General features: G+C 63.4%; 14 protein-coding genes. 8 read left to right on the top strand and 6 right to left on the bottom strand.

Annotated elements, in window-relative coordinates; genetic code table 11:
• Window positions 1-58: 58 nt before the first annotated feature.
• On the top strand, window positions 59-685 hold the full coding sequence (gene ycaC / locus ASD63_RS08630) for an isochorismate family cysteine hydrolase YcaC (RefSeq protein ID WP_034787558.1): 627 nt from the start codon (window positions 59-61) through the stop codon (window positions 683-685).
• Window positions 686-762: 77 nt separating this feature from the next.
• Here the strand turns inward: ycaC and ASD63_RS08625 are convergent, their stop codons facing one another.
• Together ASD63_RS08625 and ASD63_RS08620 are read right to left on the bottom strand one after the other, a co-directional pair.
• Window positions 763-1944 (bottom strand): MFS transporter, encoded by a 1182-nt coding sequence (locus ASD63_RS08625; RefSeq protein ID WP_060529004.1) that lies wholly within the window; start codon window positions 1942-1944, stop codon window positions 763-765.
• Window positions 1945-2253: 309 nt separating this feature from the next.
• A complete protein-coding gene (locus ASD63_RS08620) occupies window positions 2254-2670 on the bottom strand; it encodes a DUF2000 domain-containing protein (RefSeq protein WP_060529003.1) in 417 nt (138 codons plus the stop codon).
• A 143-nt stretch (window positions 2671-2813) separates the two neighbouring features.
• Between ASD63_RS08620 and ASD63_RS08615 the strand changes: the two genes are divergently transcribed.
• Complete coding sequence (locus ASD63_RS08615; protein WP_060529002.1) at window positions 2814-3299, top strand: Lrp/AsnC family transcriptional regulator; 486 nt, start codon at window positions 2814-2816, stop codon at window positions 3297-3299.
• Between the two features lie 12 nt (window positions 3300-3311).
• Here ASD63_RS08615 and ASD63_RS08610 read toward each other — a convergent pair whose 3' ends face one another.
• Window positions 3312-4217 carry a LysR family transcriptional regulator gene (locus ASD63_RS08610; RefSeq protein ID WP_060529001.1) on the bottom strand — a complete coding sequence of 302 codons (906 nt, stop codon included), beginning with the start codon at window positions 4215-4217 and terminating at the stop codon, window positions 3312-3314.
• A 130-nt stretch (window positions 4218-4347) separates the two neighbouring features.
• On the opposite strand from ASD63_RS08610, the gene ASD63_RS08605 reads away from it, so the two are divergent.
• The 3 genes from ASD63_RS08605 to ASD63_RS08595 are packed head-to-tail and all read left to right on the top strand — an operon-like array spanning window position 4348 to window position 6098.
• Window positions 4348-4827: a carboxymuconolactone decarboxylase family protein gene (locus ASD63_RS08605; RefSeq protein WP_034787548.1), complete on the top strand. Its 480-nt coding sequence runs from the start codon at window positions 4348-4350 to the stop codon at window positions 4825-4827.
• Between the two features lie 56 nt (window positions 4828-4883).
• Window positions 4884-5636 (top strand): SDR family oxidoreductase, encoded by a 753-nt coding sequence (locus tag ASD63_RS08600; RefSeq protein ID WP_060517706.1) that lies wholly within the window; start codon window positions 4884-4886, stop codon window positions 5634-5636.
• 54 nt (window positions 5637-5690) lie between these two features.
• The gene (locus ASD63_RS08595; RefSeq protein WP_060529000.1) at window positions 5691-6098 is read left to right on the top strand and encodes a cupin domain-containing protein; all 408 of its coding nucleotides are present in this window, start codon (window positions 5691-5693) and stop codon (window positions 6096-6098) included.
• Window positions 6099-6238: 140 nt separating this feature from the next.
• Here ASD63_RS08595 and ASD63_RS08590 read toward each other — a convergent pair whose 3' ends face one another.
• Window positions 6239-6727, bottom strand: coding sequence for an Rrf2 family transcriptional regulator (locus ASD63_RS08590; protein WP_034787539.1), 489 nt, complete (start codon window positions 6725-6727; stop codon window positions 6239-6241).
• 115 nt (window positions 6728-6842) lie between these two features.
• Between ASD63_RS08590 and ASD63_RS08585 the strand changes: the two genes are divergently transcribed.
• Both ASD63_RS08585 and ASD63_RS08580 read left to right on the top strand, forming a co-directional pair.
• Window positions 6843-7745 (top strand): M23 family metallopeptidase, encoded by a 903-nt coding sequence (locus ASD63_RS08585; RefSeq protein WP_060528999.1) that lies wholly within the window; start codon window positions 6843-6845, stop codon window positions 7743-7745.
• Window positions 7746-7830: 85 nt separating this feature from the next.
• The gene (locus tag ASD63_RS08580; RefSeq protein WP_060517700.1) at window positions 7831-8475 is read left to right on the top strand and encodes a LysE family translocator; all 645 of its coding nucleotides are present in this window, start codon (window positions 7831-7833) and stop codon (window positions 8473-8475) included.
• A gap of 59 nt (window positions 8476-8534) precedes the next feature.
• On the opposite strand, the gene ASD63_RS08575 is transcribed toward ASD63_RS08580, so the two are convergent.
• Window positions 8535-9806 carry a GGDEF domain-containing protein gene (locus ASD63_RS08575; RefSeq protein ID WP_162251830.1) on the bottom strand — a complete coding sequence of 424 codons (1272 nt, stop codon included), beginning with the start codon at window positions 9804-9806 and terminating at the stop codon, window positions 8535-8537.
• Window positions 9807-9996: 190 nt separating this feature from the next.
• Here ASD63_RS08575 and ASD63_RS08570 point away from each other — a divergent pair, with 190 nt between their 5' ends.
• On the top strand, window positions 9997-10566 hold the full coding sequence (locus ASD63_RS08570) for a methylated-DNA--[protein]-cysteine S-methyltransferase (protein WP_060517696.1): 570 nt from the start codon (window positions 9997-9999) through the stop codon (window positions 10564-10566).
• A 130-nt stretch (window positions 10567-10696) separates the two neighbouring features.
• On the opposite strand, the gene ASD63_RS08565 is transcribed toward ASD63_RS08570, so the two are convergent.
• A complete protein-coding gene (locus tag ASD63_RS08565; RefSeq protein ID WP_082572814.1) occupies window positions 10697-11962 on the bottom strand; it encodes an alkyl sulfatase dimerization domain-containing protein in 1266 nt (421 codons plus the stop codon).
• Window positions 11963-12011: the final 49 nt, after the last annotated feature.

Here is a 12011-nt window from a genome sequence, read left to right as displayed (position 1 = left end):
AGATCGGCAACGAAGGCCGCTGGCGGTGATGAAAACCAAACGAAGGAAAGGACTTCCGATGACCAAGCCCTACGTACGCCTCAACAAGGATGATGTTGCCGTCCTGCTCGTCGACCATCAGACCGGCCTGTTGTCGCTGGTGCGCGACTTCGACCCGGACAAGTTCAAGAACAATGTTCTGGCGCTCGGTGATCTCGCCAAGTACTTCAAGCTGCCGACGGTTCTCACAACCAGCTTCGAGGATGGCCCGAACGGCCCGCTGGTTCCGGAGCTGAAGGAACAGTTTCCCGATGCGCCCTTCATTCCCCGTCCGGGCCAGATCAACGCCTGGGACAATGAGGATTTCGTCAAGGCGGTGAAGGCCACCGGCAAGAAGCAGCTGCTGATCGCCGGCGTCGTGACCGAGGTCTGCGTGGCGTTTCCGGCGCTTTCGGCGATCGAGGAAGGCTTCGAGGTCTTCGTGGTGACGGATGCTTCCGGCACCTTCAACGAGGTGACACGCGATTCCGCCTGGTCGCGCATGACCGCCGCCGGCGTTCAGCTGATGACCTGGTTCGGCGTTGCCTGTGAGCTGCATCGCGACTGGCGCAACGACATCGAGGGTCTCGGCACGCTGTTTTCGAACCACATCCCGGACTACCGCAACCTCATCACCAGCTACAATACTATGGCGGCGCGCAAGTAAGACACGCCAGACGATGAACGACGAAAGCCCCGGCCTCGGATGGCCGGGGCTTTTCGTGTTGTCTGTTGCCGTGGCCTTTATGCGCGGCTGGCGGCCTGCTGGGCGTCGTCTTGCACGTCCAGACGGGCCGCGGGCTTGAGCCGGCCGGTCAAGAGCAGGCTGACGGCGAGGAAGGGCACGAGCACGCCAAGACCGAAGCGCATGTCGCTGTATTCGGCGATCAGGCCGATCAGCGGCGGCCCGAGCAGGAAGCCGAGCAGCGCGATGAAGGACAGAATGGCGACGCTCGCGGCCGCCGGCCGGTCCTTCTGGTCGGCAGCGGCTGTGACGGCGAAGGGAAAGCCGACGGATACGCCGAAGCCCATGGCAGAAAAACCGAGAAGTGCTGCCCAGGCGGCGGGGCTTACCACCACGAGAATGAGCCCGCTAATGCTGGCGATACCGCAGGCACGTGCCACCGCGACCGGGCCGTAGCTCGCCTTCAGCCGGTCGCCGGCAAAGCGCCCGGCAGCCACCATAAAGGCGAAGATCGAGTAGCCGAAACCGGCGCTGGCGCTGGAAAGCCCGAAGATGTCGCGCAGGAAGACCGCCGACCAGTCGGCGACGGCGCCTTCGGTCATGGTGATGCCAAAGACGAAGAAGCAGACGCCAAGCAATGCCCAGCCCGGCAGCTTGCGTCTGGAGGGCGACGCTTCGGCAGCCGCGGCCTCGCCGGTCTTCAGGAGCGGCAGCTTCCGGGCGAAGTAGACGCTGATCGGCAACATGCCTGTCGCCGTCAGCGGCACCGCCCATTCCGGCGCTACATGCAGCGCTGCGAAGCCGACGCCAACCAGGCTGCCTGTCATGATGCCGAGGCTCCAGAAGCCGTGGCAGGTGCTCATGATCAGCTGCCCGGAGTGCTTCTCGATCGCATCGGCCTCGACGTTGAGGCCGAGTTCGAGCGTCGTCAGTGCCGCGCCGACGATGGCGAGCGCCACGAAGAGCACCTCGATGTTCGGGGCCCATGTCGGCAGCCAGACGAGCGCCAGAAAGACGACGAAGCCGTAGAGGATGGTCGCACGGCCGCCGATCCAGGCGACAAAACGGCCGGCAAACGGCAGGGTCAGCAGAATGCCGACGGGCATGCCGAGCAGCGCGATCGCCAGTTCCGCCGGGCCGAGGCCGAGCCTTTGCTGCACGTCGGGAATACGCGGCAGCCAGGCGCCGAAGGCGATCGGTTGCAGGAAGAAGATCAGCATGATGAGCCGTTGGTTGGTCATGCGCATTGTTCCCCGGATAGCGTGTCGCGCGATGCACCCTCGGCAGCGGCGGGAGCCGTCGAGCCGATGCGGTATGTGAAGGAATTCTGATATTCTGAAAATTGTTTTCAGAGCTTGTCGCGCAGGGCGGGTCCCGTCAAGGCGAGAAGAGGCCGTCAAGTCGGAAAGCGCGGCCTTTCCGAGCGAATGGCTGTTGGTGTTGCGAATGTGTCGCCACCAATCCTGGCATTGGTCTGGTTCCGGTGAAAAAAATGTACATACCGGAAGCGGCGGGCTCCGACCCGCCGTGCCGTTGCGCGTGCTTTTGTCCTATCGCAGCAATTTCAGCGATCCCGTCAGCGATCTGACCCACTTCACGTCGCCGGCAAGACCGATGCCGTCGATCGTCTCCTGCGCGAGATCCCGTTCCGGAAATTGCGTCTCGTAGTCGGCATAGCTGTGCAGCGAACGCGCGAAGGCTGGAAACGGCACGACGACACGATCGTCTTCTTTCGGCAAGGCCTTCAGGAGCAGCGCCCGGATCGTCGCGACATCGGCCTGGAGGATCGGTACGGGCCGGTTGGAGCTGATGTCGATGGTGTTCTGCCTGCTGTCCGTCAGCCGCTGGTTACCGAGACCGGGCATCGCCGAGCCGATGCCGATGCAGATCGCTGCGATCGTGTTGGCGAGATGACCGGGTGTCAGTTCGGGATTGACGACGATGGCGAGGCGGGTGTCCTGAAGCACGTGGTCTGTTTCCTCTCTGTTTCTCAAAGGATGCTGTCGGCCGGGAGAATAGACCGTGTGGCGAGGCAGTTTCTTTCTGATGTTGCGAGAAATTGCCAAGATGGGGTAGATTCATCCCAGTATCGCCGAAAACGAGATAGAAGATGCCCTCCGCCCTGACGCCCGCCGATGTAAAGATCCTGACCGCGCTGCAAAGTGACGGGCGCCTGAGCAACCAGGCGCTTTCGGAGGAGGTTGGCATGTCGACCTCGCCCTGCTGGCGGCGGGTACGGCAACTGGAGGACGACGGCGTCATCCAGGGCTACATGGCGGTACTCAATCGCCGGGAAATCGGCCTTGGGGTGCTCGCCTTCATCCGGGTAAAGATCGACAGCCATACGGAGGCGGAGGCGGACGCCTTCGCCGAGGAGGTGATGAAACTCGACAGCGTCGTTGCCTGCTACAGCATTGCCGGCGATGCGGATTTTCTCCTTCAGGTCGTCTCTGCCGATCTCGATTCCTATTCGGATTTTGCCATGAAGGTCGTGCGGCGCCTGCCGTGCATCAAGGAGATGCAGACGACCTTCGTGCTGAAGGAGATCAAGGCCTATGGCGGGCTGCCCCTGCGCGCCTCGGCCGGCCAGCGCTGACCCAAACCACGGTCAGGAGGCGGAGGCCATCAGCGGGTCTTCCCGGACCACCTGGACAAGGAAATCGAGAACGGTGCGCACGCGTAGCGGCACGTTTCTGCGCGAGGGATAGACGACGCTGATCGGCAGGCGCGCCGGCGGGAATGCCGGCATCACGTTGACCAAGCGGCCAGCCTCGATGTCCGGGCAGGCCAGGATATGGGAGAGGATCGCAAGGCCGTTGCCGGCGAGCACCGCGCGATGCACGGCCACGGCACTGTTGGCGACGAGCCGGGGCGCGATGCGCACGAAAACGTCGCCGGACCCGTCGGAAAACGTCCACTGGCGGCCGTCGCCGGCGCGGCTGTAGCAGATGCATTCATGCTTCCCGACGTCGTCGGGAGTCTTTGGCGCGGGGCGCCGGTTCAGATAGTCGGGTGCCGCCACCAGAAACGCGGTCGTCCAGCCGATCCGCCGGCAGATCAGGCCGCCCTCCGACACCGGACCCAAGCGAACCTCCAGATCGATGCCCTCCCCAACCAGTTCCGATGGTTCCTCGCGAAACAACATCTCTACGGAAAGCCCCGGATGACGGGCGAGCAGGGCGGCCAGGCGATCGCTCAGATAGAGCCCGAGCGGCGCGGGCACGGTGAGCCGCACGCGGCCCGCCACGAGGCCAGTCTCGCCGCAGGAAGCCTCGTTCAGAGCATCGACCGCCTCGACAACTTTGAGCGCCATCGGGATCATGTGTTCCCCCTCGGCGGTCAGCGCCAGCGCATTCGTCGTCCGGTGCAGAAGACGCATGCTCAGGTGCTCCTCGAGTGCCGAGACCTGGCGTGATACCGCCGGCTGGGTCAGGCCGAGATCGTTGGCAGCCGCGGAAAACGAGCCGGTCTCCGCCACCCGCAGGAAGGCTCTGAGCGCAGAAACGATGTCCATCCGGCTTCCCCCAAACGTTTCGACATAAGCCTTATGCGCCGAGTTTACCCCCGGCGCGCTTTACTGTCCATCGATTAAGGATATCTTATATCCATAAGGATAACAGATGTCCTTAATTAGGAGCAAAGCCATGACCCAGCGCCTCAACTACGCCCAGCAGTCACCCGAGTTCTTCAAGAAAATCTCCGACTTCAGCCTCAGCCTGAAGGACAGCGTCATCGAGCAGACAATCCGCGATCTCGTCAATCTGCGGGCTTCGCAGATCAACGGCTGCGCGTTCTGCGTCGACATGCATGTGAAGGAGGCGAAGATCCACGGCGAGAGCGAATTGCGCCTCTACCACGTGGCAATCTGGCGGGAATCGAACCTGTTTGCGCCGCGCGAACGCGCAGCACTTGCCTGGACCGAGGTGCTGACGAAATTGCCCGAGGGCGGCGTTCCGGACGAACTCTATGAGCGCGTGCGCGGCCAGCTTTCGGAAAAGGAGATCTCCGATCTGACCTTTTCCATCATGGCCATCAACGCCTGGAACCGCGTCAGCGTCGCGTTCAAGTCCGTGCCCGGTTCGGCCGACAAGCTCTATGGGCTCGACAAGGCCGGGCTCAACTGAGCCCGCAGCAACCGTCATGCACGGCGGCGCGATGGGCGCCGCCGATGGAGGATCCCATGAAAATCGTCATCATCGGCGGCACCGGCCTCATCGGTTCGAAGACGGTCGAACGCCTGCGCAAGCGCGGACACGAGGTGATTGCCGCCTCCCCGAACACCGGCGTCAATACGATCACGGAAGAGGGGCTCACCGAAGCGCTCAGCGGCTGCGAGGTCGTCGTCGACCTCGCCAACTCCCCCTCGTTCGAGGACAGGGCGGTGCTCGAATTCTTCGAGACGTCGGGCCGCAATCTGCTTGCCGCCGAAAAGGCTGCCGGCGTCAAACACCATATCGCGCTTTCCGTGGTCGGAACCGAGCGGCTGCAGGAAAGCGGCTACTTCCGCGGCAAGCTTGCGCAGGAAAAGCTGATCGAGGCCGGTGGCATCCCCTACACGATCGTGCACTCGACCCAGTTCATGGAGTTCCTGAGCGGGATCGCGCAATCGGGAACCGTCGGCGACCTCGTGCGTCTGTCGCCGGCCTATGTGCAGCCGATCGCGTCAGACGATGTTGCCGATGCCATGACCGACGTGGCGCTCGCCGATCCCGTCAACGGCACGATCGAGATTGCGGGTCCGGAGCGCTCGCGCCTCAGCGATCTCGTCGCCCGCTATCTCAGGGCGATGGGCGACAATCGCAAGGTCGAGCCGGACCGGGAGGCGCGCTATTTCGGCGCTCTGCTCGAGGACGGCTCGCTTGTTTCCGACAACAATCCCCGCCTCGGCCGCATCACCTTCGAAGAGTGGTTCGCAACGGCACCCCGCAAGTAACCGAACCGGAGGCGCGCGCGTCGCGCATCTCCCTCATCTGAAAGGATTTTCGACATGATCAAGTCTCTCCTCACCACCCTCGCCGTTACCGCAACCCTGTTCGGGACCGCCGTCGCCGGTGACGCTGCCAAGGTGACGCTCGTCTATGAGCATGAATTGCCGAACGTTCCGGACAAGAGCATTAAGGGCGTTCTGGTGGAATATGGGCCTGGCGGCTCGTCCGATGCGCACACCCATGCGAGCACGGCCTTCATCTATGCGACGGTGCTCGAAGGCTCGATCCTCAGCCAGGTCAATGATGGTCCAGTCAAGGAATACAAGGCCGGCGAGAGCTTCTCCGAGATGCCGGGCGACCGTCACGGCGTCAGCGCCAACGGCAGCAAGACCGCGCCCGCCAAGCTGCTGGCGGTCTTCGTCGTCGACACCGCCGAAAAGGAACTGACCTTTCCGATGACGAAGTGACGCCATGCCAAGGGCCGACTGCCGATCGCGCAGCCGGCCCTTCTTTCGGCCCAACCGTTGGGGCCAGCCAAGTTTGCCGAGCATATGCCGGCGCAGGCCTATCTCTACGCTTCGCCTGCTGAAACCGCGGCCGGCGCCGCTCATCCGGCGCGTTCTAGCACCCAGGCAAAGCTTCGCTTCGAGAGATCGGCGGGAATTTCCTTCGAGAGGATTTCCATCAGGTCGGACAGGCGCACGCTTCGCAGCTTGTCGCGCCAGGCTTCGTCCGCCTCCCACATGATGCGCGCCACCGCACAGGGGGTCTCGTCGCAGTAACCAGGCGCCCGACAGGGATTGTTGGCCCGGATATTGGTACAGACGAAGGTGCGCGACCGGCCTTCGACCGCCTCGACGATATCGAGGAAAGTCAGTTCCGCCGGCGCTTTCGCCAGCCGGTAGCCTCCCGAAGGACCGAGGGTCGTGTGGACGAGGCCCGCCTGTGACAGGCTCTGCAGCGCCTTCGACAGATACTCCTTCGGAAGTCCGTGGAATTCGGCCAGCGCCTTGGTCGATAGGTAGCGGCCCTCGGGCAGGCCGGCGAGAATGGCGCAACAGTGCAACGCCCATTCGACTTGGCTCTTAAGGATCATACGCTCTAACGATCTTTTTTTCGTCCGGCAGATGCCGCCCGCGTCTATTAAGGACAAAAAATATCCCTATTTTTTCCCTGTGTAAACAGCGCCGTCAGGTGCAACAGGAGGGATCATGGTCGTTGTCGTCGGTTTTCTGCTTGTTCTCAGCATCCTGCTGCCGCTTGCCTTCATCTGGCGACTGTGGCGGCTGAATGAACCGACGCGGCTTGGCTGGCTGCTGGCGCTTGCAGAGACCGTCGTGCTGCTCACCCTGATCGGACTTCTCAACCGCTGGGACATCGCCGGCTTCTGGACCCGGGCGGCGCTGGCCGCGCTCGCGGTCGCGGCGTCTTTGGTTTCGTTGCCCCGACATTGGCGCCGGCCCTGGCTGTCGCTGGATCGCGGAGCATTGGCGCGCAGCCTGGTGCCGACCGTAGCCTCTCTTTTCGTCTTCGGTGCAGCACTCGCCTATGTCGCCTGGGGCATCGGCTCGCAGCACGGTCCGCACGGGCTATCGTTTCCGCTGGCCGGTGGTCGCTTCGTCGTCGCTCAGGGCGGCGGCATCGGCGTGCTCAATCATCACAGCGATCACCCGGTGCAACGGCATGCCCTCGACATCACGGCGATCGGCGACGCCGGCTTCCGGGCGTTCGGCCTGCTACCTAGGGATCCCGCTGACTATGCCATCTTCGGCAAGACCGTCGTCAGCCCGTGCGAGGGAGAGATCGTCGCGGCAGTGGATGGGCTGCCCGACCTGCCCCCGCCCGAGGCGGATCGGGGCAACCCGGCTGGAAACCACGTGATCGTTGCCTGCGACGGCATGCGGGTGGAACTGGCGCATCTGCGCAAGGGGAGCGTGACCGCCTTGATCGGGGCGCGGGTTCTCGCCGGCGATCCGATCGGCGCTGTCGGCAACTCTGGCAACAGCACGGAGCCGCATCTGCACATTCATGCCGTCGATGCCGGATCCGGAAAGGCTGTTCAACTGTCCTTCGACGGGCGTGTTCCTTCCCGCAACGCGCAATTCGCCAGGTGAGAACCGATGCGTGGTTGAGCGGGCGGTGCTTTACACGTTCGATCTGAACGGCCAAAGATAGGCCGCTCACGGGAGGAGCTCGTTCATGGACATCAGCACCATGGCTGCCTTTGCGGCCGTCACCTTCATCGCGGTGGTCACGCCCGGCCCGGACGTGATCCTGGCGATGGCCAATGGCTCTCGTTTCGGCATGAAAAAGGCGGTTGCCGGGATGATCGGCGTGCTCCTTTCCGACTTCTTCCTGATCGCCGCCGTGGCAGCCGGCCTCGGCGCCATCCTTGCCGCGTCGGAGTTCTGGTTCTCGGTCGTCAAATATGCGGGTGCCGGCTATCTCGCCTGGCTCGGCTACAAGATGCTTCGGCCCGGTAGAGCCGAGAAAGCGGAAACGCAAGGCGCCGAAAACGGCGATCTCGTTCGCACGGAATCCGCGCTTGCGATCTGCCGCCACAGCATGATCGTGGCCATCACCAACCCCAAGGCCTACCTGTTCTTCTCCGCACTGCTGCCGCAGTTCATCAACCCGGCCGCGCCGCAACTGCCGCAGTTCCTGGCGCTTACCGCCGTGTTCACCGTCGTCGAGTTTGCCGTCATGTTCGGTTACGCTCTTGTCGGCTTCAAGACGACGCAGTTTGCCGCCTCGTCGATGCGGCGCTGGATGGAACGAGGCTGCGGCGGCGCCTTGCTTGTCTCGGCTGCCTCGCTCGCGCTGGTAAAGCGCGTCAACGGCTAGGCGGCGGGTCGCGATAGCGGGGTGCCCGGCCGATCGTTCGTTTTCGGGATGCGGAAGGTTCAGGAGCCGGTGGGCCGCCGTGTCGCAGCACTGCTTCTGGCAGGGCTCAATGATAGAAGCGTCGCCGCCGTTTCGGCGGGTGCGATCGAGCCCGCTGCAAACTGCGGCACGCCCGACGGATCTTCCGACCAAACGCTGTTTCTGCCGGCGGCCTTCGCGGCATAAAGCGCGGCGTCGGCGGCGGAAATGATCGCGTGCACATCCTCGTGCCGGTCGGCAAAGGCAATGCCGATGCTGACCGTTGCCGACAGCACGCCCTTGGTCGTGCTCAGCCGGCGCGCTTCGAGCGCGGTGCGAATGCTGTCGGCAATGGCGATCGCGTCGGCGCGATCCGCCTGCGGGAGGCAGGCGGCGAATTCTTCCCCGCCCATGCGCGCGATCAGGGCGTCACGCGGCACGGCCTTCGAGAGGATCCCGGCAAATTCCACGAGCACCTGGTCGCCCACCGCATGGCCGTAGCGATCGTTGATCACCTTGAAGTGGTCTATGTCGAGATAGAGCAGTGCTCCCTTGGCCGGTTGCGTGGCGAGATGGGTCTCCAGCTGCGCAAGGAACGAACGGCGGTTCGGCACACCCGTCAGCGCGTCGGTCTCCGAGGCGAGCTTGTAGCGTTGCTGGGTTCGCTCCTTGACCATGGCGAAGAAGGCGAAGCCACCGGCGAGGCTGTGAAAAAACAGCTCGAAGGTCAGCAACTGGTACCAGAGCGGCTGCGAAGTTCCCGCGGCCGTGTTGCCGGCGAGCGGCCAGATCAGGATCAGCGGGATGCGGGCGAGATAGAGCAGGCCATGGGTGGCGAACACGAAGGCGACGATGTAGGAGCTCGGGAGCTTGCGGAAATTCTCCGAGCGGAAGATCTCGTGCGCGATCAGCGCCGAATAGGCGAAGATCAGGATCGAGTAGAGCACGATCCGGCTTGTGACGCTCTCGCGAACATAGTCTGAAGAATAGGTGACGACGATCCACAGGAGCGGCCCGACGAGCGCGGAGGCGATCTTGAGCGGCTGATTGTCAAAGGCGCGCAAGCCCAGCCAGATCATCGCGAGCCCCAGCACCGCGAGCGCGTTGCCGAGCGAGATGGTGATGAAGTTGTAGCCGTCGCCGCGCAGCGTCAACAGGACGAAGCCGACTGCGCCGATGGCGAAGGCCAAGGACCACAGAAGCAGTTCGAGGCTTTTGCGCTCCTGCCGCCAGGCAAAACCGAAGAAAGCGGCGAAGATCACCAGCGTTACGAACGAACTGAGCATGATCGTCGGGGTATGCAGGATGTCCACCATCGTCTCCTGATGTTCGCGCGAAACCATGCCCGACAAGCGTAAAGCTTTCGCAAATGACGGCATTTGGTGGCGTGCGCGGCTCCGGGCAATCTGTGCCAAAACGGCGGTCGCGTAGGCAGGAAACGGGTTGAATTCGGCGGCGTCCTGCACGATTTTTGAGGGAGGCGTACAAGTGGAGGCGAGGCCGATGGGTCAGGCGATGCATCGTTATTTCATCTTTGAGACCGCGGCCGGTTTCTGCGGCATCGCCTGGAACGATGTCGGCATCACGCGCTTTCAACTGCCGACCGGCACGCTAGAGGCGACCGAGCGGCTGTTGCTGCGGCGGCTGCCTTCCAGCGAGGCGTCGGAGCCGACGCCGGTAATCCGGGCGGCGGTGGAAGCCGTGCGGCACTACTTCGAGGGCAGGGAGGTCGATTTCTCCGGCTTCGCGGTGGATCTGCAAGGCCAGGATGAATTTTTCCTGCGCATCTATGCGGCCGCGCGGGCGCTGCGCTGGGGCCAGACCACGACCTATGGCGCGCTTGCCAAGGAACTGGGCGTCGGGCCGGAAGCAGCACGCGATGTTGGCCAGGCCATGGCGAAGAACCCGGTATCGCTGATCATCCCCTGCCACCGGGTGCTGGCCGCCGGCGGCAAGATCGGCGGGTTTTCAGCGCCGGGCGGTTCGACCACCAAGACGCGCATGCTCGAACTGGAAGGCGTCCATTTGGAGGAGCAACAGGCCAAGCCCGCACAGCAGTCTTTCGGCTTCTGAGGTGAGGCTGCTCCAGCGCGTGGCGCCTAAAGCCTGTCGCGTCACAAAGGATTCACACGCCAGACTGTAAGCTCTTGTTTTTATGCGTCTCGTTGCCGCAAAACCGATGCACAGTTTTGCGCGACATGCATTAGCCTTTGGAGCGCTGCTCGGCCTCGCGTGCGTAAACCGCGAGGAAGGCCTTCCCCATCAGCGAATTCTCGTTCTCGATGCTCTTTCGCAGGACCGCGGCCCGAATTGCCTGAATGGCCCGGTCGTCGGGTGCGGCTGCGCTGGCGAATTCCACGAGTTGCACCGCGAGGCGAAAATTCCCAGCCTCCGATAGGTGCGTGGCCCGCTCCGCAAGCTTTTCGGCGCCGCCGGCAAGAGCGGCCAGTTCCGATGCGAGATCGGCAGTCCTCGGCGGCTTGAGATGGGCCGCGTCACCATCGAACCAGCCGGCATAGAAGTGATAGATGCCGCGGACGAGGAATTCCGGGTCGTCGTATTTCGCTGCCAGATAGGGCTTGCCCAGATATGCCTCGGGCACCTTCACCGCATGCAGAACCGCGTCGAGGCTGGCGCCCCTGTTGAGGAGCGCGAGCGTTTCACGCACGAGATGCTCGAGCGCCTCTGCCCCGTGGCGCAGCATCTCGGCCGCGCGCTCTTCGCCAAAGACGACCGGACCGTGACCGGGAATGAGGACCGCCGGAGCGAGCGCCTCCATCCGCCGAAGTGCCGTCGCCCAATCGGCTGCATAACGCTGCACCTTGCGCGGATTGCCGGCGTTCGGAAACACCCAGATGACGAAATCGCCGCTCGCAAGGACACGTCGTTCCGGTAGCCAGACGAACGTGGCATCGTCGGTTTCGCCTCTGCCGTGAAAAAGTTCGATCCGCTCGCCACCGACGGACAGTGACAGGGTATCGTCATAGACCGCGTCCGGTCGCCGCTGACCGATTGGGTAGATGTAGCCCGGTTTGTTGAACTGCTGGCTCTGCGCGATGCTGTTGTAGCCATGCGAAGCCTCGTAGCGCTCCATCCGCCGCTTCACGTTGCGGTGGGCGACGATCCGCGGGCGCGCTAGCCCACGCGCATCCGCTTCCTGGTCGATAGCCGTGATCCCGCTGGTATGGTCGATATGGCCATGCGTGAAGATGACGGTGTGTATGGGGCTGTCGTCCCAGGAGCGTATGACGTCGAGGGTCGGCTTTGCCGTTTCCGGCTTCGCGGTGTCGATCAGGACCAGACCTTCGCTGGTACGGATGGCCGTCACGCTGCCGCAGAAATAGGTCGTGTGGACGGTGATGATGTTGTCGGCGACATGGGTGATGGCGCCGTGCGAGACCGCGGCGGTCCATTCTTCCATCTGAGCCGTGCCGTCCCACAGACGCTCGAACAACGGGTCGTGTCTCATGGTCTTTCTGTCCTCGAAGCAATCGCCGACAGCTTTAGCATTGCCGGCC

It is taken from the genome of Ensifer sp. Root558 (genome assembly GCF_001427045.1).
GTDB classification, from domain to species: Bacteria; Pseudomonadota; Alphaproteobacteria; order Rhizobiales; family Rhizobiaceae; genus Ensifer; species Ensifer adhaerens.
This window is presented reverse-complemented; position numbering and strand designations above follow the sequence as displayed.